Raw genomic sequence first — 22,854 nt, 5'->3', positions numbered from 1 at the left:
CAAGGTGCTTTCGCGTAAGGGGGGAGGCGGGCGGCTCAGCCCGCGAACCACCGCACCGGCTTCGGCGCGAGGTTCTCGTAGACGTGCTTGGCCTCGCGGTACTCGGCGAGTCCGGCCGGGCCCAGCTCGCGGCCGACGCCGCTCTTGCCGAATCCGCCCCACTCGGCCTGCGGCAGGTAGGGGTGGAAGTCGTTGATCCAGATGGTGCCGTGGCGCATCCGGCGGGCCATCCGGCGGGCGCGCCCGGAGTCGGTGGTCCACACGGCGCCCGCGAGGCCGTACTCGGTGTCGTTGGCGAGGGCGACGGCCTCGTCCTCGGTGCGGAAGGTCTCGACGGTCAGGACCGGGCCGAAGACCTCCTCGCGGACGACCTTCATCTCGCGGTGGCACTGGTCGAGCACCGTCGGCTCGTAGAAGTAGCCGGTCGCGGGGCGGGCGTCGGTGGGCTCGGGCCGCTTGCCGCCGGAGCGCAGGACGGCGCCCTCCGCGAGCGCGGACGCCACGTACCCCTCGGTCTTCTCGCGCTGCTCCTTGGAGACCAGCGGGCCGCACTCGACGCCGTCCTCGGTGCCCCGGCCGAGCTTGATCTTCTCGGCGCGGCGGGCGAGCTCGGCGACGAAGCGCTCGCGCACCGACTCCTCGATGATGAGGCGGCCACCGGCGGAGCAGACCTGCCCGCTGTGGATGAAGGCCGCGTTCAGCGCCTGGTCGACGGCCGTGTCGAAGCCCTCGTCGGTGGCGCAGGCGTCGGCGAAGACGACGTTGGGGTTCTTGCCGCCGAGCTCCAGGGCGACCTTCTTCACGCCGAGGGCGGCGGCCTGGGCGACCTTGGTGCCGGAGACGAGGCCGCCGGTGAAGGAGACCAGGTCGACGTCGGGGTGGTCGGCTAGGCGGGCGCCGACGGTGTGGCCGGGGCCGGTGACGATGTTGGCGACACCGGCGGGCAGGCCGGCCTCGGCGAGCAGCTCGATGAGCGCGACCGTCGTGAGGGGCGTGATCTCGCTCGGCTTGATCACGAAGGTGTTCCCGGCCGCGAGGGCGGGGGCGATCTTCCAGCTGGCCTGGAGCAGCGGATAGTTCCAGGGCGTGATCATGGAGCAGACGCCGATGGGCTCGTGCACGACGACGCTGTGGATGTCGTCGGACCCGGCGTCGACGACACGGCCCGCGCCCTCGCCGATCACCAGGTCGGCGAAGTAGCGGAAGGCGTCGGCGACGCAGTCGACGTCGACGCGACCCTCTTCGAGGGTCTTGCCCGCGTCCCGGCTCTCCAGGAGGCCGATCTTCTCGCGGTCGCGCACCAGCAGGTCGGCGACGCGGCGCAGCAGCGCGGCGCGCTCGGCGACCGGCGTGCCCGGCCAGGAGCCCTCGTCGAAGGCCGCGCGCGCGGCGGCGATGGCCGCGTCGGCGTCCTCGGCACCGCCCTCGGCGATGGTCGCGAACGGCTTGGCATCCGCGGGGTCGATGATCTCGCGGGTCGCGCCGGAGGCGGCGCCACGCCACTCTCCCGCCACGTGGATGGTCTGTTGTGCGGACACGTCCCTTTTGCCTTCCGTTCCTGGCAGTTTCTGCCGTTTGCCCCACCTGATCACTCGTGGTAGCCGGGAGCACCTGCCCGGGCCCGGGAAAAGCATGCGCATTCGATGGCCGAAAGTGCGCTGTGTCACTGCACGTGCGGGTACGCGGGGCGAAACGTACGCTCGAAGCACTTTCTGTCACCGGAGGTGACGCTATGAGCAAAATGCCTCGTACGCGACTGCGGACGGCAGGTGCCGCCTGCACCGCCGCCGTCCTGGCCCTGCTGGTCTCCGCCTGCTCCGACGACAACGGCGGCAGCGGCGACAAGGGAGACAGCACGGCGGACCTGAGCGCCAAGGAGATCTCCGACAAGGCGAAGCAGGAGCTGCTCGACGCCAAGTCCGTCCATCTCACCCTGACGGACAAGGGCAGCGACGTCGACAAGGACGACCCGGCCGCCATGGACCTCGCGCTCGACCGCGACGGCAACTGCACGGGCACCCTGAGCTTCGGCGCGAACGGGGGCAAGGCGGAGCTGGTGAAGCAGGGCGACAAGGTCTGGATGAAGCCCGACCAGGCGTTCTGGAAGAACCAGGTGCCCGGCGGACAGGGCGACGCGGCCGCCGAGCTGTTCAAGGACCGCTACATCCACGGCACGACCGGCGACCCCATGCTGAAGGGCCTCTCGGAGGTCTGCGACCTCAAGGAGCTCCAGGAGAACGTGAGCGACGACGCGGGGTCCGACGACGACACGAAGGACCTGGAGAAGGGCGCGGTCACGACGGTCGACGGCACCCGCGTGATCCCGCTGACCGGCAAGGACGACGACGGCAAGGAGACCACGCTGTACGTCGCGGCCGAGGGCAAGCCGTATCTGGTGCGCGCCACGGAGAAGGGCGACGGCACGGACAAGACGACGACCCTCACGGACTACGACAAGCCGGTGCCGACGAAGACGCCGTCGGCGAAGGACTCCGTGGACGTGTCGAAGCTGGAGCAGGAACTGAAGCAGGTGTGAGGCGGGGCGGGCCCGCGCGGAGCGGGCCCGGTCCCCTTACGCGAACTCGTCCGCGCCGAGCTCGTCCCCGCCGAACTCGTCGAGCCCCGGCTCGTCCCGCGCCGAGAGCCCCGCCACCCACAGCGGCAGCAGCCAGTGCAGCACGAGCGCGCAGACCGCCACCTGGAACACCAGGGCCTTCGCGGCCAGACCCGAGAACCCGGCGATCCCCGTCACCACGACCGCCGCGAGCAGCACCCAGGCCATGATCTGGTGCGCCCTGGCCCGCACCCGGTCCCGCTCGGCCCGCTGCCGCTCGTCGAGCGCCCGGGGCCGCAGTTCGAGGAGCCCGCGGGTGGCGCCGTTGATCACGCCCGTCGCCACGCACCACGGAAGCAGCAGGCCGAGCATCGCCCACCCCGTCCAGGCGAGATCCCCGACGACCGTGCCGAGCCAGGCCGCGACGAAGGCCGCCGTCAGGACGACGTGGACGGCGACGACGGCCCGGCGGCGCGCGGCGGTGCGGTGGAGCGGTGCGCCCTCGCGCCGGTTCATCAGGGCGAGCATCCGCTGGTCGTACCCGCTCAACTGCTCCTGTCGCGCCATGACTTACTGGTCCCTCCCGTGCCCGTACACCTGATCCGTGAGCGGCTGGAACGGCTCCAGCGAGAACAGCGCCTCGACGGGCAGCCCGAAGTACTTGGCCACCTTCAGCGCCAGGTCGAGGCTCGGGTTGTACTGCCCGCGCTCGATGTAGCCGATGGTCTGGTAGTGCACGCCCACGGCTTCGGCGAGGCGCTGCCGGGACACCTTCCGCTCGGCGCGCACCATCGCCAGCCTGTTGTGGACTTGCTCGCTCATGTATAAGAAGTACTACATTCGTGAGTGGTTCAGCAACAGGTGCCTCGCCTCGGCGCCGCTCAGCGGCAGGTGCCTCACCCGGGCGCCGAGACCAGCTCCCGCACGCACCCCCGCAGCCACGCGTGCGCCGGGTCCGCATCGTGCCGGGGGTGCCACGCCATGCCGATGTTCAGCGGCGGCAGTTCGAGCGGGACGGGGAAGGTGACCAGGCCGAGGGGGTCCATCAGCGGGTGGGCCCAGGACATGCTCAGGCCGACCAGGTCGGTGCGCAGCAGGATGTAGAGGGCCGAGGGGTACGTACCCACGTTGCCCACCACCCGGCGGCGCAGGCCGAGTTCGGCCAGGGCGGTGTCCACCGGGCCGGACATCCGACCCTTCCGCGAGACCGTCAGATGATCGGCGGCGGCGAACCGACGAGCCGTCAACTCGCCCTGCAACAAAGGGTGTCCGGGCCGCACGACCCCCACCATCGCATCCTCGAAGAGGGGCTCGACCCGCACCTCGGGCGCGACCGTGTCGATCACGCCGACCTCCAGATCGGCGATGCCCTCGCGCAGCAGCGGCACGTCCAGATGGCTCTCGGACAGAAAGCGCAGGCGGACCCCCGGCGCCTCCTTCGCCGCGCGGGCGAACAGGGCGGGCGCGTACGCGGCGGCGAGGGCGTCGTTGCCGACGAGGGTGAGCGTGCGCGACAGGGCCCGCAGGTCCTGGGCGCCGGGCCCCGCGAACACCGCCCGCGCCCGCTCCACCACCGCGCCCACCTCCGCCTGCACCGAGAGCGCGTACGGCGTCGGCACCATCTGGCGGCCCGCCCGCACCAGGACCGGATCGCCGAGCGCCTTGCGGATCCGGCCCAGCGTGCGGCTCATCGCGGGCTCCGACAGATGCAGGCGGCGGGCGGCGGCGCCCACGCTGCGCTCGTCGAGCAGCACGTCGAGGGCCAGCAGCAGGTTCAGGTCGAGTCCCGCGGCGTCGGCCGGGCGTTCCACTTGCGTCACACGCAATCATCCCTTGCAAAACTTGCACTGGAAAGCAGATACCCGGCGAGCCTACGGTGGCGGTACATCCCACGCCACACCGCTCCCGAGGAGGAGCCTTGCCTTCGCCTGCCCAGGTGCCGGTCCCGGCACCGACACCCGCAACCGGCCCGTCCGCACCCGGCCCGTCCGCGCCCGCCCCGTCGGCGGCGCCCCCGGTACCGCCCCCGACCGTCCTGAAGCGCTCGACCCTGCTCGTCCTGTGCGCCTGCGTGATGGTCGCGCAGAGCATGGTCGCCGCCATCAACCTGCTGATCCCGCAGCTCGGTTCGTCCGGCCTGCACCCGTCCGCGAGCGAGATCCTGTGGACCGTCGACGCGTACGTCATCGTCTTCGCGGGCCTGCTCATCCCCGCGGGCGCGCTGGGCGACCGGTACGGCCGCAAGGGCGCCCTGCTCGCCGGGCTCGGCCTGTTCGCCGCGGGCGCCACGGTCAGCGCGCTCGCCGTCTCCCCCGCCATGCTCATCGCCGGCCGCGGCGTCTCCGGCGCGGGCGCCGCCCTGATCATGCCCGCGACCATGTCCATCCTGATGCGCGTCGCGCCGCCCGAGCAGCGGCCCCGCGCCCTCGCCTCCTGGACCCTCGCCATGGGCCTCGGCGGCTTCGCCGGGAACGCGGGCGGCGGCCTCATCGGCGAGTACCTGTCCTGGCGCGCGCTGTTCTGGGTGATGGTGCCGCTCGGCGCGCTCCTCGCCCTCGCCGTGGCCCGCACCACCCCCCGTACCGGCCACTCCGACGGCACCGCGAACGCGCCGTCCCTCGACCCCCTCGGCACCCTCGTCCTCACCGGGGGCCTGGTCGCCGTCCTCTTCGGCGTCATCGAAAGCCCCCTGTACGGGTGGGGTGCGCCCCGCATCCTGTGCGCCTTCGCCGCCGGGGCCGTCCTGCTCGGGGCGTTCACCGCGCACGCGCTGCGCTCCCGCGCCCCGCTGTTCGACCCGCGCGTCTTCCGCTCCGCCCGGCTGAGCGCGGCGACCCTCGGCTCGGCGGTCGCCTTCTTCGGCCTGTTCGCCCTCTTCTACGTCAACTCCCAGTACCTGCAGTACGTGAAGGGGTACGGGGCCGCGCGCGCCGGTTTCGCCATCGTGCCGCTGACCGTCGGCATGGCCCTGGTGCCCCGCCTCGCGGCCCGCTGGTCCGCCTCGCCCCGCCCGGTGGTGGGCGCCGGACTCCTGCTGATCGGCGCGGGCCTGCTCGGCGTCTCCACCGGGGACGCGGGCACGCCCTACGCGGCCTACGCCTGCTGGCTCCTCGTCATCTCCGCGGGCACGGGCCTGTGCATGCCCGCCCTCACCATGGGCGTCGTCTCCTCCCTCCCCCCGCACCAGGCAGGCCTCGGCTCCGGCCTCGGCACCTCGGCCCGCGAGATCGGCGCGGCCCTCGGCGTGGCCGTCTCCGGCACCGTCCTCGCCACCCACACCGGCACCGCCCACACGGGCGGCACCGCGGACTTCACGTCCGGAATGGCGGCGGCCCTGCGCGTGGTCGGCACGGTGGTGATCGTGCTGGCGGCCGTGGTGGCGGCGGGCCTGGGCCCGCGCCGACGCCCGGACGAGGCCTGAGGCCGATGTGGGGCGGGCGTGCGGCGGCGGCACGGATCGGCCCGCGCATCCGGCTCAGTTCGTGTCCGGGGACGGGTCCGGGCAGTAGGACAGCGGCGGGCAGAACCACTTCAACGCCGTTGCCACCAGCTCCCGTTCGTCCTTCCTGCCGTCCGCCTCGGCGCCGTACGCCGTGAGGGCGTACAGCTTGCCGTCCCGTGCCTCGAAGCGGTGGTCGACGACGTGCCAGGTGCCGATGTCCGGCTCGTCGGTGATCCGGTCGGTGAGGTAGCTGAGACGGGCGGCGGGGCCCGGGCCTCCTGCGGGGTGGGTCAGGGAGAGTTTCTTGAAACCGGCGGCCTTCGGGACCACCGTGTCGTCGAGGAAGCTGCGCAGCGACTCGTCCGGCGTCGGCTCGCTCACCTCGTACAGCTGGAGCCGCCGCTTGTCGTCGGGGCTGCGGTAGTTGAGGATGACGACGCCGTTCAGGCCGCTGGTCCGGGAGCGGATCCAGCCGCGCGGGACGGCGAGGCGGTAGCCGTCCTGCGGGTCCACGACCTTCTCGTAGGAGGGCGGCGGGCCGCCCGTCGGGGGCGGTGGCGCGGTGTCCCCCGCGTCCGAGGTGCCCTGGTCCGTGCCGGGGCCCTGCGCGGGCTGCCGGTCCGTCAGATACACCGTCGGCCCCGGCTCGTCCTTCCAGCCCAGCGCCCACACGCCGAAGGCGAGCCCGCACGCGGCGAGCACCGCGACGACCCCGCGCCGGGCGCCGCGCTGCCGCGCCACGTCCCGCCGGTGGAGCGCCGCGATCTCCCGCTCCCGCTCCCGGCCGACCCACTCCTGCCGGTCCCTGTCGTAGATCCGCACCACCGGCCGCCGCTCCTTCCCCGCTCGCCCGCGTTCAGCCCAGGACCTGGGCGAGGGCCTGGAGGACGGCCGTCACGGCGGCGGCCGTCGCGGTGGCGGGCGCGTACTCGGCGAGCCGGTCGCGCAGCCGCGTCAGCGGCCCGCTGCCGCTGCTCCCGTTCCGGGCGATCTCCCCCTCGACCTCGTCCAGCGCGGCCACGACCTCCTCGTCCTCGGGCGCGTGCCCGCCCTCGCCCAACTCGCGGCGCAGGGCGCGGACCGTGGTCAGGACGCGACCGTGGGCCTGGTCGGCGACCACCGTCGTGTGGTTGGTGGATTCGGCCTTGCCGTGGTCGCCGAAGGCCTGGGAGCCGCCGTTGATGGCGTGGATGGTGACGTGCGCTCCGCTGCCGCTCTGGGGTTGGCCGTCGCTCATGGGTGGTCCTTCCGTGGGTGGTCCGGGGTGTGGTCGGGGGCGTCGGTCGGGGGTTCGTTCGGGGGCTTCCCGGGGGCGCGGGCGCTCACGCGGTGGTCTTCTCCGTGTGCGTCGCCTGGCCGTGCGTGCCGGTGGCCAGGGCGCCGCCGGACATCTCCTTGATGTAGACCCCGTTGTTGTTGATCTGCGTGATGTGCTGCTCCAGGCGGTCCGTGCGGTAGCCGCCGAGGCGCAGCGCGTCGCGCACGCCCTCGCCGATGCGGTCCTGGAGGGTGCGGGTGTAGCGGGCGACGTCCATCTCCTGGAACAGCGAGAGGCTGTCGGTGGCGGCGAGTTGGCGCAGGGAGACCGCCGGGGCGTCGGGGGCGCGGCCGGTGTCCGGCGGCAGGAGCCGGGCCGCGGCGGCGCGGAGGAGCCGGGTGAGGCGCAGCGGGAGGTGGGTGGCGGCCTTGTGCCCCCGCACGCCGTGCGCCGCCTGCTTCCTCTGTTCCCCGTACTCCCCGCGCTCCCCGCGCTCCCCCTTCTCCCCCGTCCCGTACGCCTCGTCGCTCACCGGCATCGTCAGCCACAGCCGCACCGCCGTGCCGAGCGACGGGAGCCAGCGCAGGGCCGTGATGCCGAGGGCGAAGGACACGGCGGGCGCGGCGACGCAGGCGCGGAGGGCGTCGCGCACGGGGCCGTCCGGTTCGCTCGCCACCAGCGCGTCGACCCGGCGGAACTCCGGCGCGACGGGCCCGAGGACGTGCGGCACGACCTCCAGGACGAGCATGCCGCCCTGGGTGTGCACCCGGACCAGGAGCGAGACGACGACCTGTTCGTTCCAGGCGCCGACGCGGATGCGCAGGAAGTGCCGCCGGGCCTCGCCGCCCTCGCCCGCCGCCTCGGCGATGTGGCGCGCGGCCTGGTCGTCGTCGTACACGACGGCCGTCTTCGTGCCGTCGCCCGTGTACAGCTCCTCGTCCCGCCCGGGCCCCGCGGGCAGATACACGAACTCCTCGATCTCCAGCTGCCGCAGCCGGTCCCGGCTGGTGGCGGCGGCCGACCTGCGCAGGGCCCGCAGCCGGGGCCCGATCATCGCGATGATGTCCTGCGCGGTGAGCGCGCCAGGGGCGCTCTGCCGGGGCACGGCGCCGTTGGACCCGGCGTCGGGGGCGGCCGCCGCGGTGTCGGGCTGGAGTTCGAGGACGACGGACCAGGGCTTGCGGGGCGTACCGGCGCCGACGAAGGGGCGGTTGACGTCGTAGAGGGTGACGGAGGCGTCCTGCTCGCGGCGGACGCAGCGCTCGATGCGGCGGTACCAGGCGGGCAGGCGCGGCTGCGGCGTCTCGGCGAAGGTCTGCCGGGCGAGCCGTCCGCGCAGCGTCCGGGTGCGCAGGAACTGATGGCGCCAGACCACGGCCGCGATGAGCAGCGGGAAGATCACGGGGTACGGCGACTCGGTGATCTGGACGCACGCGGCGATGCCGTACGCCAGCGCGCACGACCAGGCCGTGTACGTGAGCAGCCACCCGAAGCGACGGCGCAGCCAGACCAGCGGCGCGGGCAGCGGCACCGGCCGCAGCGGCTCCCCCACCCCCGTGTCCCGGCCCGCGACGACGCGCGCGCCCCACAGCAGCAGGACGACGACGGCGTACGCCAGGGCCCAGCCGCCCGGCACCATGCCGCCGAGGGCCGCGCCGCCCGGCTCCGACTCGGCGGCGCCCGCCGCGTCCGTGCCGAACGGCAGCCAGGCGATGTCGCCCGCGGAGAGCCCGGAGTCGCCGCCCAGGCGGTCCGCCGTCGCGTCCCAGAGCATCACGGCGTCCGTGACCAGGAACGCGACCCAGGCCGCGAGCAGCAGCAGCGCGGTGCGCAGCTCGTCGCGCCGGGCCCGCAGGGCGTGCGCGAGGACCGGCAGCACGTCGGCGCCGAGCGGCGGCGCGACGGGGCGCTCGGCGTGCCCGACCAGTTCCTCGACGACGCGTCTGCGGAACGCGGCGTTGACGTGGGCGCCCGCGCAGAGCAGCCGGGTGGCCTCGGTGTGCGCGTAGGAGCGGCGGGGCCGCCGGCGGGAGTGGCGCGGCGGGCGGTGCCCGGGATCCTGCCGGGGCCCCGGCCCGGGAGCTTGCTCGGGTCCCTGTCGGGGTGGATCGGCTCGCATGCCGCGAAAAGTTAATGGAGCGGGCGGTGGGCGTCCGGCGAATGGACAGATGTCCCCCGAAAGAAGACACGATGGCCGAAAAGCCCCCGGTGGCCGCGGTGTGCGGCTGCCGGGGGCTTTTCGGTCGGGCGTGGTCGGCGCCCGTCGGGGTCAGATCAGGCCGAGGCCGCGGACCGCCTCGCGCTCCTCCTCGAGCTCCTTGACGGAGGCGTCGATGCGGGCGCGGGAGAACTCGTTGATGTCCAGGTTCTGGACGATCTCGTACTTGCCGTCCTTGGTGGTGACGGGGAAGGAGGAGATGAGCCCCTCCGGCACGCCGTACGAACCGTCCGACGGGATGCCCATGGACGTCCAGTCACCGGCGGCCGTGCCGTTGACCCACGTGTGCACGTGGTCGATGGCGGCGTTGGCGGCCGAGGCGGCCGAGGACGCGCCGCGGGCCTCGATGATCGCGGCACCGCGCTTGGCGACGGTCGGGATGAAGGTGTCGGCGAGCCAGGCCTCGTCGTTCACGACCTCGGCGGCGTTCTTGCCCGCGATCTCCGCGTGGAAGATGTCCGGGTACTGGGTCGCCGAGTGGTTGCCCCAGATGGTGAGGCGCTTGATGTCGGAGACCGAGGTGCCGGTCTTCTTCGCGAGCTGCGAGAGCGCGCGGTTGTGGTCCAGGCGCGTCATCGCGGTGAAGCGCTCCGCCGGTACGTCCGGGGCGGCGGCCTGGGCGATGAGGGCGTTGGTGTTGGCCGGGTTGCCGACGACGAGGACCTTGATGTCGTCCGCGGCGTGGTCGTTGATGGCCTTGCCCTGCGGCTTGAAGATGCCGCCGTTGGCCTCCAGGAGGTCGCCGCGCTCCATGCCCTTCGTGCGCGGGCGGGCGCCGACGAGGAGGGCGACGTTCGCACCGGCGAAGGCGACGTTCGGGTCGTCGCTGATCTCGATGCCGTTCAGCAGCGGGAAGGCGCAGTCGTCGAGCTCCATGGCGGTGCCCTCGGCGGCCTTGAGGGCCGGCGTGATCTCCAGGAGGCGCAGGTTGACCGGCACGTCCGGGCCGAGCAGGTGGCCGGAGGCGATGCGGAACAGCAGCGCGTAGCCGATCTGGCCGGCCGCGCCGGTGACGGTGACATTCACGGGAGTGCGGGTCATGGCGATCTCCGTAAGACAGCTGGCGGTGGGGGTCCCTGCCCCTTGTGCTGGATCCCCTGCCGACGCCCTCGTCGATCGCCTCTCGATGATCGATCTCTTGGCATCAAGAGAGATCCGGCGTCAGGTTATCGCGCCCCTGCCGTCCCGGTACGCCGGGTGGGTGTGGCCCGGCCCACAGGGCCCGGGAGGGCGGCCGCCACCTCGGGAGAGGAGATGTGGCGGCCGCCTGGGGGTGTGACCACTCCCGTGGGGGTACGGTGCGTCTGCCCTCCGGGGGGCGGGGCATTCCTCGTTCGCACCGGCTTCTTTCGACACCGCCGCTCCGAGGGGCTACTTCGTGCAGGCCGTCTGGCCTGCCTTCAGCGTGCCGCAGGCCTTCGCCGCCGTCGCGTTCTTCACCGCCACCATGGGCGTGTACGCGTCGAAGTCCCCGTTCACCGTGCCGCTCTGGCGGGGCGCCGAGCCGGAGCCGGTGATCGTGACCTTGTCGCCGGGCGCCGCCTGGGTGATGCGTGCCCACGCGGCCCCGCACGTCTTGCTGTACCGCACCTCGACGAGCGTCTTCGTCCCGACGGTCACCCGCGACGTGGTCCGGGCGAACTCGCCCCCGCACCCCATGTTCTCGGGGTCCTTGCCGGTGCAGGCGGCCCCGCTGCACTCGACCCCGGCGGGCAGGTCCGCCGTGGACGTCGTCGGCGACGTGGTCGGCCCCGCCTTCCCGTCACCGCCGTCGTCGTCCTTGCCGATGTCCGTGAGGAACACCGCCGCCGCGATGACGACGAGCGCCCCCACGATCCCCGCGAGGAACATCGTCAGCTTCCGCTTGCGCCGCTGCCCGTCGGGCGACTTCCCGTCGGCCCCCGGCCCGGCCACGGACCCCAGCCCGCCGCCCGCGTACCCGGGCGCGACCGAGGACGTGGCCGCCATGGACCCGGGCGGCGCCGACGCCTCGTACGACCGCGACGAAGGCGTGGCCGGCGCCTGCGCCGAAGCCGCGGACGAAGGGGAGGAGGAAGACGAAAGGGAAGGGGAAGAAGGGGGAGCCGTCGCGGCACCCGGGCCCGCACCGGCGGCCGGGTTCGCGGGTGCGGTCGGCGCCTGCGCCCCGTACCTGACTCCCTCCGGCTCCCGCGCCACGGGCGGCACCGTCGGCGACACCCCGGCGGGCCCCGCGACCCCGGTCACGGCCCCGACCCCGCGGGCCCTGCCCGGGCCGCCGCTCTCCTTCGGTGCCCGGGGCGGCTTGGCGGCCTTGGCGTCCTTCGAGCTGACGGGCGGATTCGTCGCCAGCTCGCCGAGCGCGGCCCGCGCCTGCGAGATGCGAATGGCCTGCATCGTCATGTCGTGCCGCATCTCGGAGCGGCTCCAGGCGCGCTCCGCGAGCTCCCACATGGTGATGAGGTGCACCGGCGGCGTGCCGGTGACTTCGGCGAGCGCGACGATCGCGCCCTTGGGGGCGAGCAGCCGCCCGTTCAGATAGCGCTCCCACGACGTCTTGCTGTAGCCGGTCCGGTCGGAGACCGCGGCGATGCTGAGACCGCTGCGGTCGACCAGCCTGCGCAGCTGGTTCGCGAACTCCCTGACCTGCGGGTCGAGCTCATCCGGTAGCGCCTTCCAACGAGGCATTGCTCCCCCTATTCCCCCCGTACGTGCCTGAACTGCCCCCGCGCGTCCTGCCGCTGCTCCGGACCTCCGGCGTACCGCACGCGGTCCGCTCGCCCCGGTCCTGAACTACCCAGAGGGATGCGCGGAGCCGGGATGTCAGTTCCCGGAATGGGAGCGCACGGGAGTATTTGGGACAGAGTGTGCCCCGTCGCACGCCCCCGGTCCACGGCCCAGTGTCCCATCGTCGTCCCACTCCACGATGCGGAACCCCAGCTCCCGGACCGGGACGTCCCGGAACCGTCCCGAATGCACTGGTTGGCCCTTTTCCGAGGCGTTCCGGTGCCGAAGCATCGAACACGGCACCGCTGCGCCACAGCAGCCGGACGCCGTGATCGAACCACCTGAACCACCAGTTCCGCCAGGGGGGAACCACCATGCACCACCGCACCACCGACCGCACCCGCACCCGGCGCCCGCACCGGCTCGTCGCCGCCGCCGTCGCCGTGACCGCGAGCGCCGGTCTCGCGCTCGCCGCCACCGCCCCGCTCGCCCAGGCCGCAGGACCGCACGTCGTCGACGGCAGCGGCGACGCGTACAACGACTGGGGCGACGAGGGCACCCTCTCCCGCCACAGCCACGCGCACTCCAACGCCACCTGGCTGTGGCAGAGCGTCCTGTACGCGGACGGCGCCGAGTGGCGCGACGGCAACGGCGTGCGGCACACCTTCACCCGGTCGGACATCGACGGCCACTACGGCTGGAAGACCGCGTCCGCGACCAAGTGGTGGCAGGCCCGCGAGGACCTGGAGGACATCGACGGCATCGCGGGCAAGGAGACCTTCGGCGCGGCGGACAACTTCCTCAGCGGCCCGCACGCGAACGGCAGGGTCGACTACACGGGCTATGTGCGCCAGATCGCCTTCAAGCGGATCTCCGGGACGTACTACGTGAAGATCGGCGGGCAGTGGAAGAAGGCCGCGTACGACCGGCTCGGCTGACACCGGTGTCCGCCCCGGGGGCCGTCACTCGGTGGCGGCCCCCGGGGCCTCGCGCGTGCCCAGCGGCTCGGAGACGCTCGCGCCCGGCCTCAGCGACGGCACCTGGTCCGCGCCGCCGCGCACCCCGGTCACCTGCGTGACGATCCACAGCAGGCTGACGAGCAGCAGCGCGATCACCGCGAGCGCGGAGCAGGCGACCAGCCGCCAGGAGGGGGCGGGGCGCCGGGCGGCCGGGGCCGCGACCGGAGCCAGGACCGGGACCGATGGCGGGGCGCCGGTCGGGCTGTCGGTCGGGCTGTCGGTCGGGGACGGCTCGGGCGCCGCCGCACCCGGCACCTCCGCCGCACCCGCCGAACCCGACCCGGCCGCCTCCGCCGCCCGCGGCCACACCTTCACCGCCAGCTCCCACCCCGCCGCCGGTCGCGCGCCGTCCACCCCCGCGACCCGGCAGAGCGCGAGCACGGCCTCCCGGGGCGGGGGCTGCTGGGCGTTGAGGTAGCGCTGCCAGGAGGACTTGCTGTAGGCGGTTCTGGAGCCGAGCGCGACGAGGCTGAGCCCCGTCCGGTCCTTGAGCCGTCGCAACTGCTCGACGAGATGGCGTACCTCCGGCGGCAGTTCGTCCGGAAGCGGCTGCCAGGCACCCGCGCGCGTCCCCATGGTTGCACCCCCCAGCGCGACCCGGTTTGACCGACTGACGGCGGCGGGGCCCGTTTCGGTTCCCTCTGGGCCGCCGCGGCTGTCCGTTTCGCCCGGTCCGGCCGGGGCCGTCGCGCATCCGTAGCGGGTCCGGAACAGCGTTGCGGAATGGTCACTTCCGTGCCACAGGGGTAAGGCTTCCCTTGCTGCCGGGATGGCGCGTCCATGACGCTTAAGACGCACAGCGAGCCCACGGTTCGCACCGCGGAACGGCGGCGCCCGTCCTCCCACGGGGGAGAGGACGGGCGCCGTCTCACGTTCGCCACCTGCGCGTTCGCCCGCGCCCGGAGGAAGAAGCACTCCTTGCCGCCGCCGCGGGCGAGAGCCGGGCGCGCCTCGGCCGCCGCCGACCGAAGACCCCCGGGCGCCCTCAGCGGATGGCCGGATTCCGCCTGCTGCTGCCCGTTGCTGCCTGCTTCCGGCCGCCCCCACCCCCGCTCACTTCCGCAACTCCCCCCACGTCTCCGGCCTGACGACCCCGTCGTCCACCAGCCCCCGCGCCCACTGGAAGCGCCGCACCGCCGTCTCCGTGCGCTCGTCGTACGCGCCGTCAGCCGCCCCCGCGCCGAAGCCGTGCCGCCGCAGCAGGCACTGGACCTCGACCACCTCCCGGCCGCCGTCGCCACGGTCGAGGACCGCGTCCCGGGTCCTGCTGTGCCCGGCGTACCGCACCCCGCCCTCACGGACGTCCGCGCAGTCGTACACGCGACCCTTCCCGTACGCGTACGCACCGCGCGCCCCGCCGTCCGCGCCCTCCCAGACCCGGCCCGCGAGCAGACCGCCCACGAAGGCGGCGGCCACGGCGAGCACCAGGGCGGCGAGCGCGGTGCGCAGGCGCACGGTGCGGGGGCGGGGTGTGGGCGTCTTGGGTGGTGCGGGCGTCACGGGTGGTGCGGGCTCCGGGGCCGACGCGGGCTCGGGTGCCGGGTCCGGCACCGCCGCCACCGCCCCGGCCGGGCGCCGGGCCCCCGCGTCCGCCGACACCCGCGCCTCCCGCGCCACCTCGTGCAGCACGAGGAGCCGCGTCGGTTCCGTGCCGCACACCCGGGACAGTTGCTCGACGGCGGCGCGCGGCACCGGCTTCTTGCCGTTGAGATAGCGCTCCCAGGAGGAGCGGCTGTACGAGGTCCTGGTGGCCAGTGAGGTCAGGCTGAGCCCGCTGCGGTCCTTCATCCGCCGTAACTGGACCGCCAGTCGGCGCTCCTGCTCCCCCAGCGTCGCGGGCAGCTCTTTCCAACGCGGCATGTTCACTCCATACGCGTGACAAGGTCCCCCGAGGCGAATCGCCCCCTGTGCCCGATTAGATGGCGGATGCACCAATTCCGGTTCCCCGGCGTTCGTCCCAGGCGTCCGAAAGCGCCACTCCCGGCGCGCGGGACGTCCCACGGCGGTGTCACCGGTCGAGGCGTCCCCGCAGGTGGGCCCGGGGGGCGGCCCAACTCGTCCCATCGCCCTGGAAGTCGACCGGTTCGGATCGGCAGAGTCGGTACCGCACGACGGCCGGCGCGGGCCATCCCGGACCGGCCGCCGGACCACAACCACGGGGAGTTCACATGACCAACAGCACCGCGCCCCTCCCCTCGGAGGGCGAACAGGACACCGGCTGGCGGGCCCCGAACCGCACGGGCGGCCTCACGAGGACCGCCGCCGTCGGCATCGCGGCCACCGCGATCCTGGGCGGCGGTCTCGCCCTTGCCCCCTCGGCGTCGGCCGCGCCCGCAGCCTCGGCCTCGACGGCCCGCACCGCCGACGTCTCGCCGCAGGGCACCGCGCCCGCGTGCGTCTCGCGGACCGTCAGCGGGCGCTCCGCCACCCTGACCAACTACTGCGGCCGCACCATGCGCGTGAAGGTCGTCGTCAAGTGGGGCCCCGACTCCCGCTGCTTCACCCTGACGCACCGGAGCGGGGTGCGCTACACCTGGGGCGTCGGCTCGTACGACAAGACCGTGACCTGCTGACCTGAGCACCACACGCCGGACGGCGGTCCGTGCTCCCACGGGGGGAGGACGGGCCGCCGTCCCACGTGCGGCGACGCGGCGGGCCCGGGGCCGTCGGATGCCGGAGCCGTCAGATGCCCGAGCCGCCCGGGGTCACCAGGCCCGTCTCGTAGGCGATCACCACCGCCTGGGCCCTGGTGTCCAGGTCGAGTTTGTTCATGGTGCGGTTCAGATGCGTCTTGACGGTCGCCTCGCTGATGTAGAGGCGGTCGGCTATCTCCGCGTTGGACAGGCCCCGGGCTATCAGCTTCAGGACCTCGAGCTCGCGGCCGGTGAGCGCGGCGAGGTCCGGCGGCGGCTCCCCGGCGGGGGCGGCCCCGGAACGCACCGCGAAGGCCTCCACGAGGCGGCGGGTGACGCTCGGTGCGAACAGCGCGTCCCCGCTGCCGACCGCGGCCACCGCCGCGAGCAGCCGCTCCGGGCCCGAGTCCTTGAGCAGGAACCCGGCGGCGCCCGCGCGCAGCGCCCCGTACACGTATTCGTCGAGGTCGAAGGTGGTGAGGACCAGGACCCGGGGCGGCGGCTCGGCGGCCTCGGCGAGGATGCGCTCGGTGGCCGTGATGCCGTTCATGCCGGGCATGCGGATGTCCATGAGGATCACGTCGGGGCGGGTGGCCGCCGCGAGTTCCACGGCCTCGGCGCCGTCGCCCGCCTCACCGACGACCTCGATCCCGGGCGCGGCCCGGAGCACACCGACGAGCCCGGCGCGGATGAGGAACTGGTCGTCCACGACGAGCACCTTTATGTGTGCTGGGTTCATTCGGTGGTGTCGTCTCCTGGCGGTGCGGCCCGTGCCGACGTCGGCAGGGTCAGTCTCACGGCGAACCCTCCCACGCTGCGCGGTCCGATGCTGATCGTTCCGCCGTAGAGCTTGGCCCGTTCGCGCATACCGATCAACCCATGTCCACCAGGGCTCCTCACTCTGTCCGGAATCACCCCCTCCCCATTGTCGGTGACGGACACCTCGATGTGGTCGCGGTGGTAGTGCAGTTCCACGGTCGCGCTGGCCTGCCGCGCGTGCTTCAGCACGTTGGTCAGGGCCTCCTGCACCACGCGGTACGCGCACAGCTCGACGCCCGGCGCGATCGGCCGCGGCGTCCCCGTGACCCGGAACTCGACGGGCACCCCGCCCGCCCTGACCCGGTCCGTCATGTCCTCGATGCGGGCGAGGCCCGGCATCGGCGCGTCCGGCGCCTCCCCGTCGTCGTCCTGGGCGCGCAGCACCCGCAGCATGCGGCGCATCTCCTCCAGGGCCTCGGTGCTGGTGCCGGAGATGGTGCCGAGCGCGGTGCGCGCGGTCTTGGCGTCGGAGTCGAAGACGAACTTGGCGAGCCCCGCCTGCACGGAGATCACCGACATGTGGTGGGCGACGACGTCGTGCAGTTCCCGCGCGATCCGCCCGCGCTCCTCCACGACCGCGTGCCGGGCCCGCTCCTGCTGCTCGGCGCGGGTCTTGCGGGCCAGTTCGGCGGAGCGGCGGGCCAGGTATCCCATCCGCCACACCAGCGCGTTGATGCCGAGGGCCTGCGCCGCGACCGACGGCACGGAGGCGTGGTCCTGGCTCACCAGGCTGCCGAGCACCCAGATCGCGGAGAGGAGCGCCGCGCACACACCGGTGGTGCGGGTCTGGCGTTGCAGGGCGACCGTGTAGAGGCACAGCATCGGCCCGAACGACGTCACCACGGGCCAGTAGCCGGCGAGGACGTACACGGTCCATATTCCGTACGTCACGAGGCAGACGAGGAGCGGGGCCTTCGAGCGGAACGCGGTCGGCGCGATCACGAGCAGCGCGAGGGCGTAGCCCCGCAGGTCCAGGTCGTCCCACCCGACCGCCGCCGCCTCGGGGCCGATCAACGCCAGCAGAGCCACTTGCCCGAGGGCGAGCAGCACGTCGACGGTGAACGGGCGAAGGCGCATCGCCGCAGCGTAGCCCGCATACCCATCGGTATTCGTCCATCGTTCGCCGTACCGCGGAAGTTGTAGACCGCGATCGTCTACGACCGGGGTCGTACGGCAACGTCAACCCGGCACGGGACGACGGGCGCTCCCGTCGCCGCGTAGGTTTTTGGTCAGCACCACCGCCCGCGCCGCCTTGAAACGGCGCGCCGGGGGAAGGGGGCGCGGGCCTGCAAACGGGGGTTTGCACGGGGGACCGGGCCTGCGCCCCGAACAGACAACTACAGACCACTGAGGCATGCGGCTTCGTGCAGGGGCGCACGGAGGAACGGGCCCGCAGCCGATCGCACCACCCCCTGCCCCCACGGCCAACGGCCCGTACTCTCCTGGCGAGTACGGGCCGTTGGTGTGTGCCGACAGACATCGTCCGTCGGCTGCCGCGCGCGGCTCACCGCCGACGGCTAACTGCTGATCGTGAAGTGCAGCGTGTCGTCGAGGAACGGGATCACCAGCCACGGATTCGGCTGCGCCATCATCGCGAGCAGCACGATCGCCAGGCCGAGACTGCCGTACGTCACCATGTCCGTGAACCGCGAGCGCACCGCCAGCATGCCGACGCCCGGCAGCCACCAGCGCATCACGGCACCCAGGATCAGCGCGATCCCGATCAGTATCGTGCCGACGCGGAACACGTCGAAGGCGGTCAGGAGCAGCCCGAGCCCGACCAGCGACACCACGCTGAGCAGCGGCCACTGCCGCGCGGGGGCGGGCGCGTCCCCCGACGCCGCGCGTCCCCCGCCCTCGGGCCGTGCGGTGTCCCGCGTGAACAGCGGGAACCGCCGGGACACCTTGCGGGGCTCGCCGTCGGGCCCGGGAGCGCTGACGGCACCCTTGGCGGTGGGCTCGCCGGACGCCTCGGGCTCGACGGACGCGGTCGACGCGCCGGACACCTCGCCCCCCGCCGCCCCGCCGGACTCGCCGGGTTCGGCGGACTCGCCGGACGTGCCCGGGTCCGTGGCCGCGGGCGCGCCCCGGGACGGATCCGTGGAGCCGTCCTTCGCCTCTACGTTCATGGGGTCACCCTTCCCCCGCTCAGTCCTCGGCGGCGGCACGTTCCGCGGCCTCGACGACGTTGACGAGGAGCTGGGCGCGGGTCATCGGGCCGACACCGCCCGGGTTGGGCGAGATCCATCCGGCGACCTCGGCGACGGCCGGCTCGACATCGCCGACGATCTTGCCGTTGCCGTCGCGCGAGACGCCGACGTCGAGCACGGCGGCGCCGGGCTTCACGTCCTCGGCCTTGATGAGGTGCGGCACCCCGGCCGCCGCCACGATGATGTCGGCGCGCCGCAGGTGCGCGGAGAGGTCACGGGTGCCGGTGTGGCACTGCGTCACCGTCGCGTTCTCCGACTTCCGCGTGAGCAGCAGCGGCATCGGGCGGCCGATGGTGACACCGCGGCCGACGACCACGACCTCGGCGCCCTTGATCTCCACGTTGTGCCTGCGCAGCAGCCGGATGATCCCGTACGGGGTGCAGGGCAGCGGCGCGGGCTCGTTGAGGACGAGGCGGCCCAGGTTGGTGGGGTGCAGTCCGTCGGCGTCCTTGGCCGGGTCCATCAGCTCCAGGATGCGGTTCTCGTCGATGCCCTTGGGCAGCGGCAGTTGCACGATGTAGCCGGTGCACGCCGGGTCGTCGTTCAGCTCGCGCACGACGGCCTCGATCTCCTCCTGCGAGGCGGTCGCGGGCAGTTCGCGCTGGATGGAGGCGATGCCGACCTGCGCGCAGTCGCGGTGCTTGCCCGCCACGTACTTCTGGCTGCCGGGGTCGTCACCGACCAGGACAGTACCGAGGCCGGGCGTCACGCCCTTTTCCTTCAGGGCCGCCACGCGGGCGGTCAGTTCGGACTTGATCGCTGCTGCGGTGGCCTTGCCATCGAGAATCTGGGCGGTCATGCCCCCATCCTCGCGGATGAGCCCGCCCGCATACCAATCCGGGGGCCACCCCCACCGCCCCCTCCTCCCCCACGATTGCACTCGCACAACGTTCGGTGAGCTGGCTGGACAAACACGACGGCGCTGCAGAAGCATGTGGGCCACAGTGCCGCGGCCGGTGTCGGGGGGACCGACGCTCCTGTGAACGTTTCCTCCGCGCGTGCCGCGCCGTCCCCGCACGCAGTCCCCGACGGAGGAATCCCCACCATGAGCAACCCCTACGGGCCGCCGCCCCAGCAGCCCCAGCCCGGCCAGGGGCCCGGCTACGGCTACCCGCAACAGCCCCCGCAGGGCGTGCCGCCGCAGGGCGGCTACCCGGGCCAGGGCTACGCGCCCTACCCGCAGCCCGCCCCCGGCCAGTCCCCCTACGGCGCCTACCCGCAGCAGCAGCCGGGCTACGGCTACGACCCGAGCGGGTACGCGCCCCGCCCGGAGCTGGCGCACTGGGGTCTGCGCGCCGGCGCGCTCCTCATCGACGGCCTGGTCTTCGGCCTCGTGTACCTCATCATCGGCATCGGTGTCGCGGTGGGCAGGGGCGGCGCCGGAGCCATCCTCATCATCCTCGGCGTCCTCGCCATCATCGCCTTCGCGATCTATCAGCTGATCCAGGAGGGCAGGACCGGCCAGACCATCGGCAAGAAGGCCGTCGGCATCCGGCTGCTGCGCGAGCTGGACGGGCGGCCGGTCGGCGTCGGCATGGCGTTCGTCCGCAGGCTCGCCCACTTCCTGGACTCCCTGCCGATCTACATCGGCTGGCTGTGGCCGCTGTGGGACGACAAGAAGCAGACGTTCGCCGACAAGGTCTGCGGCACCGTCGTCATCAAGGGCTGACCCACGCCCCACCAACCCCGCCGGGCCGCAACTCCCTCATTCCACAAGGGAGTTGCGGCCGTGTCTTATCTGTGGGGCGCTGCCCGCCGGGGTGCGGCCGCCCGCTCAGTGGAAGAAGTGCCGCGTCCCCGTGAAGTACATCGTCACGCCCGCCTTCTTCGCCGCCTCGACGACCAGTTCGTCGCGGACCGAGCCGCCGGGCTGGACGACCGCCTTGACGCCCGCGCCGGTGAGGACCTCAAGGCCGTCCGGGAAGGGGAAGAACGCGTCGGACGCCGCGAAGGAGCCGCGGGCGCGGTCCTCGCCCGCGCGCTCGACGGCGAGCTTCGCGGAGTCGACGCGGTTGACCTGGCCCATGCCGACGCCGACGGAGGCGCCGTCCTTGGCGAGCAGGATCGCGTTGGACTTCACGGCGCGGCAGGCCCGCCAGGCGAAGGCGAGTTCGGCCAGCTCGCCCGGGGAGAGGGCGTCGCCGGTGGCGAGGGTCCAGTTGGCGGGGTTGTCGCCGTCGGCCTGGAGCCGGTCGGTGACCTGGAGCAGCGCGCCGCCGTCGATCGGCTTGACCTCGACGGGCGCGGACGGCGCCTGCGGGGCGCGCAGGACGCGGATGTTCTTCTTCTTGCTGAGGGCTTCGAGCGCGCCGTCCTCGTAGTCGGGCGCGACGATGACCTCGGTGAAGATGTCGGCGACCTGCTCGGCCATCTCCTTGGTGACCGGCCGGTTCACGGCGATGACGCCGCCGAACGCGGACAGCGGGTCGCAGGCGTGCGCCTTGCGGTGCGCCTCGGCGACGTTCCCGCCGATGGCGATGCCGCACGGGTTGGCGTGCTTGATGATCGCGACGCACGGGTCGTCGTGGTCGTACGCGGCACGGCGCGCGGCGTCCGTGTCCGTGTAGTTGTTGTACGACATCTCCTTGCCGTGCAGCTGCACGGCCTCGGCGAGGCCGCCGCGGCCCTCGGTGTAGAGAGCGGCACCCTGGTGGGGGTTCTCGCCGTAGCGCAGCACGTTCTTGCGCGCGTGCGTCGAGCCGATGAACTCGGGGAAGCCGCTCTCGTCGGCGGCCGCGTAGCCGTCGGCGAACCAGGAGGCCACCGCCACGTCGTACGCGGCGGTGTGCTGGAACGCTTCTCCCGCGAGCCGCTTGCGCGTCGCCAGGTCGAAGCCGCCCGCACGGACCGCGGCGAGCACGGCGTCGTACCGCGCGGGGCTGGTGACGACCGCGACGGAGGGGTGGTTCTTGGCGGCGGCGCGGACCATCGAGGGGCCGCCGATGTCGATCTGCTCGACGCACTCGTCGGGCGTCGCGCCGGAGGCGACGGTCTCCTTGAACGGGTAGAGGTTCACGACGACGAGCTGGAACGGCTCCACACCGAGCTCGGCGAGCTGCCGCCGGTGGTCCTCCAGGCGCAGGTCGGCGAGGATGCCGGCGTGCACGCGCGGGTGCAGCGTCTTGACCCGGCCGTCCAGGCACTCGGGGAAGCCGGTCAGGTCCTCGACCTTGGTGACCGGCACACCGGCGGCGGCGATCCGCGCGGCGGTGGAGCCGGTCGAGACGAGCTCGACGCCCGCGTCGTGGAGCCCGCGCGCGAGGTCTTCCAGGCCGGTCTTGTCGTAGACGCTGATGAGCGCGCGCTTGATGGGGCGCTGCGTACCTTCGGCGGTGGTGGCCGTACCTTCGGCGGTCACGGGATAACTACCTTTCGTCCCTCAATCGAGAAGCCGTCGCGGGCCAGGCGCCCCACGACGTCGACGAGCAGTCCTCGCTCGACTTCCTTGATGCGCTCGTGGAGCGCGCTCTCGTCGTCCTCGGCCCTGATGTCCACCACGCCCTGCGCGATGATCGGGCCGGTGTCGACGCCGTCGTCGACGAAGTGGACGGTGCAGCCGGTGACCTTCGCGCCGTACGCGAGTGCGTCGCGCACGCCGTGGGCCCCCGGAAAACTGGGCAGCAGGGCAGGGTGCGTGTTCACCGTGCGCCCGCCGAACCGGGCCAGGAATTCCTTCCCGACGATTCGCATGAACCCGGCGGAGACCACCAGGTCCGGCTCGTACGCCGCGGTGGCCTCGGCCAGCGCGCGGTCCCACTCGTCCCGGCTCGCGTAGTCCTTCACCCGGCACACGAACGTCGGCAGGCCCGCGCGTTCGGCGCGGTCCAGGCCCGCGATGCCGGTCCGGTCGGCGCCGACGGCCACGACCTCGGCGCCATAGGCGTCCGCGCCGAGCTCCGCGACGGCGTCGAGCAGTGCCTGCAGATTCGTACCTGATCCGGAGACCAGCACGACGAGGCGCTTGGCCTTGGCCACGGCGGGGCCCTTTCTCGGGA

General features: G+C 73.2%; 21 protein-coding genes and 1 pseudogene. 5 read left to right on the top strand and 17 right to left on the bottom strand.

Annotation, left to right across the window (positions count from 1 at the left end; genetic code table 11):
• Nucleotides 1-35: 35 nt before the first annotated feature.
• On the bottom strand, nt 36-1,538 hold the full coding sequence (locus tag ACZ6AA_RS01960; protein ID WP_385711859.1) for an aldehyde dehydrogenase family protein: 1,503 nt from the start codon (nt 1,536-1,538) through the stop codon (nt 36-38).
• 194 nt (nt 1,539-1,732) lie between these two features.
• Here ACZ6AA_RS01960 and ACZ6AA_RS01955 point away from each other — a divergent pair, with 194 nt between their 5' ends.
• Nucleotides 1,733-2,536, top strand: a complete 804-nt coding sequence (locus ACZ6AA_RS01955) for a LolA-like protein (protein ID WP_468480416.1) — start codon at nt 1,733-1,735, stop codon at nt 2,534-2,536.
• A gap of 36 nt (nt 2,537-2,572) precedes the next feature.
• Here ACZ6AA_RS01955 and ACZ6AA_RS01950 read toward each other — a convergent pair whose 3' ends face one another.
• The 3 genes from ACZ6AA_RS01950 to ACZ6AA_RS01940 all read right to left on the bottom strand — a co-directional run bounded on the left by ACZ6AA_RS01950 (nt 2,573) and on the right by ACZ6AA_RS01940 (nt 4,380).
• Nucleotides 2,573-3,121 carry a hypothetical protein gene (locus tag ACZ6AA_RS01950; RefSeq protein ID WP_468450874.1) on the bottom strand — a complete coding sequence of 183 codons (549 nt, stop codon included), beginning with the start codon at nt 3,119-3,121 and terminating at the stop codon, nt 2,573-2,575.
• A gap of 3 nt (nt 3,122-3,124) precedes the next feature.
• On the bottom strand, nt 3,125-3,376 hold the full coding sequence (locus tag ACZ6AA_RS01945; protein ID WP_468450872.1) for a helix-turn-helix transcriptional regulator: 252 nt from the start codon (nt 3,374-3,376) through the stop codon (nt 3,125-3,127).
• 74 nt (nt 3,377-3,450) lie between these two features.
• Nucleotides 3,451-4,380 (bottom strand): LysR family transcriptional regulator, encoded by a 930-nt coding sequence (locus tag ACZ6AA_RS01940; RefSeq protein WP_468450871.1) that lies wholly within the window; start codon nt 4,378-4,380, stop codon nt 3,451-3,453.
• A gap of 248 nt (nt 4,381-4,628) precedes the next feature.
• Here ACZ6AA_RS01940 and ACZ6AA_RS01935 point away from each other — a divergent pair, with 248 nt between their 5' ends.
• Complete coding sequence (locus ACZ6AA_RS01935; RefSeq protein ID WP_471456589.1) at nt 4,629-5,975, top strand: MFS transporter; 1,347 nt, start codon at nt 4,629-4,631, stop codon at nt 5,973-5,975.
• Between the two features lie 54 nt (nt 5,976-6,029).
• Here ACZ6AA_RS01935 and ACZ6AA_RS01930 read toward each other — a convergent pair whose 3' ends face one another.
• The 5 genes from ACZ6AA_RS01930 to ACZ6AA_RS01910 form a co-directional block, all read right to left on the bottom strand.
• The gene (locus ACZ6AA_RS01930; RefSeq protein ID WP_468450869.1) at nt 6,030-6,821 is read right to left on the bottom strand and encodes a hypothetical protein; all 792 of its coding nucleotides are present in this window, start codon (nt 6,819-6,821) and stop codon (nt 6,030-6,032) included.
• Between the two features lie 31 nt (nt 6,822-6,852).
• A complete protein-coding gene (locus tag ACZ6AA_RS01925) occupies nt 6,853-7,233 on the bottom strand; it encodes a hypothetical protein (RefSeq protein ID WP_471455739.1) in 381 nt (126 codons plus the stop codon).
• An 85-nt stretch (nt 7,234-7,318) separates the two neighbouring features.
• Nucleotides 7,319-9,373 (bottom strand): hypothetical protein, encoded by a 2,055-nt coding sequence (locus ACZ6AA_RS01920; RefSeq protein ID WP_471455738.1) that lies wholly within the window; start codon nt 9,371-9,373, stop codon nt 7,319-7,321.
• A 150-nt stretch (nt 9,374-9,523) separates the two neighbouring features.
• On the bottom strand, nt 9,524-10,513 hold the full coding sequence (locus ACZ6AA_RS01915) for a malate dehydrogenase (RefSeq protein ID WP_471455737.1): 990 nt from the start codon (nt 10,511-10,513) through the stop codon (nt 9,524-9,526).
• Nucleotides 10,514-10,843: 330 nt separating this feature from the next.
• Nucleotides 10,844-12,139, bottom strand: coding sequence for a helix-turn-helix domain-containing protein (locus ACZ6AA_RS01910; RefSeq protein ID WP_471455736.1), 1,296 nt, complete (start codon nt 12,137-12,139; stop codon nt 10,844-10,846).
• A gap of 413 nt (nt 12,140-12,552) precedes the next feature.
• Here ACZ6AA_RS01910 and ACZ6AA_RS01905 point away from each other — a divergent pair, with 413 nt between their 5' ends.
• Nucleotides 12,553-13,116: a peptidoglycan-binding protein gene (locus ACZ6AA_RS01905; RefSeq protein WP_468450859.1), complete on the top strand. Its 564-nt coding sequence runs from the start codon at nt 12,553-12,555 to the stop codon at nt 13,114-13,116.
• Between the two features lie 365 nt (nt 13,117-13,481).
• On the opposite strand, the pseudogene ACZ6AA_RS01900 reads toward ACZ6AA_RS01905, so the two are convergent.
• Both ACZ6AA_RS01900 and ACZ6AA_RS01895 read right to left on the bottom strand, forming a co-directional pair.
• Nucleotides 13,482-13,773 (bottom strand): annotated as a pseudogene (locus ACZ6AA_RS01900) (helix-turn-helix domain-containing protein); the annotation flags it as partial.
• Between the two features lie 477 nt (nt 13,774-14,250).
• Nucleotides 14,251-15,057, bottom strand: coding sequence for a helix-turn-helix domain-containing protein (locus ACZ6AA_RS01895; protein ID WP_468450857.1), 807 nt, complete (start codon nt 15,055-15,057; stop codon nt 14,251-14,253).
• A 308-nt stretch (nt 15,058-15,365) separates the two neighbouring features.
• Between ACZ6AA_RS01895 and ACZ6AA_RS01890 the strand changes: the two genes are divergently transcribed.
• Nucleotides 15,366-15,770 carry a hypothetical protein gene (locus tag ACZ6AA_RS01890; RefSeq protein WP_471455735.1) on the top strand — a complete coding sequence of 135 codons (405 nt, stop codon included), beginning with the start codon at nt 15,366-15,368 and terminating at the stop codon, nt 15,768-15,770.
• A gap of 109 nt (nt 15,771-15,879) precedes the next feature.
• Here the strand turns inward: ACZ6AA_RS01890 and ACZ6AA_RS01885 are convergent, their stop codons facing one another.
• From ACZ6AA_RS01885 to ACZ6AA_RS01870, 4 genes are all read right to left on the bottom strand, one after another.
• Nucleotides 15,880-16,569: a response regulator gene (locus tag ACZ6AA_RS01885; protein ID WP_468450853.1), complete on the bottom strand. Its 690-nt coding sequence runs from the start codon at nt 16,567-16,569 to the stop codon at nt 15,880-15,882.
• Nucleotides 16,566-17,726 (bottom strand): sensor histidine kinase, encoded by a 1,161-nt coding sequence (locus ACZ6AA_RS01880; protein WP_468450851.1) that lies wholly within the window; start codon nt 17,724-17,726, stop codon nt 16,566-16,568. The genes ACZ6AA_RS01885 and ACZ6AA_RS01880 overlap by 4 nt, the downstream gene beginning before the upstream one ends.
• A gap of 440 nt (nt 17,727-18,166) precedes the next feature.
• A complete protein-coding gene (locus ACZ6AA_RS01875; protein WP_471455734.1) occupies nt 18,167-18,778 on the bottom strand; it encodes a DUF3017 domain-containing protein in 612 nt (203 codons plus the stop codon).
• 19 nt (nt 18,779-18,797) lie between these two features.
• Nucleotides 18,798-19,658: a bifunctional methylenetetrahydrofolate dehydrogenase/methenyltetrahydrofolate cyclohydrolase gene (locus tag ACZ6AA_RS01870; protein ID WP_468450847.1), complete on the bottom strand. Its 861-nt coding sequence runs from the start codon at nt 19,656-19,658 to the stop codon at nt 18,798-18,800.
• 246 nt (nt 19,659-19,904) lie between these two features.
• Here ACZ6AA_RS01870 and ACZ6AA_RS01865 point away from each other — a divergent pair, with 246 nt between their 5' ends.
• Nucleotides 19,905-20,528 (top strand): RDD family protein, encoded by a 624-nt coding sequence (locus ACZ6AA_RS01865; protein WP_468450846.1) that lies wholly within the window; start codon nt 19,905-19,907, stop codon nt 20,526-20,528.
• A 105-nt stretch (nt 20,529-20,633) separates the two neighbouring features.
• Here ACZ6AA_RS01865 and purH read toward each other — a convergent pair whose 3' ends face one another.
• Both purH and purN read right to left on the bottom strand, forming a co-directional pair.
• On the bottom strand, nt 20,634-22,217 hold the full coding sequence (gene purH, locus ACZ6AA_RS01860; protein WP_471455733.1) for a bifunctional phosphoribosylaminoimidazolecarboxamide formyltransferase/IMP cyclohydrolase: 1,584 nt from the start codon (nt 22,215-22,217) through the stop codon (nt 20,634-20,636).
• Complete coding sequence (gene purN, locus ACZ6AA_RS01855) at nt 22,214-22,834, bottom strand: phosphoribosylglycinamide formyltransferase (RefSeq protein WP_471455732.1); 621 nt, start codon at nt 22,832-22,834, stop codon at nt 22,214-22,216. The genes purH and purN overlap by 4 nt, the downstream gene beginning before the upstream one ends.
• Nucleotides 22,835-22,854 lie beyond the last annotated feature (20 nt).

This window comes from Streptomyces sp. NPDC040610 (genome assembly GCF_055594065.1).
This window is presented reverse-complemented; position numbering and strand designations above follow the sequence as displayed.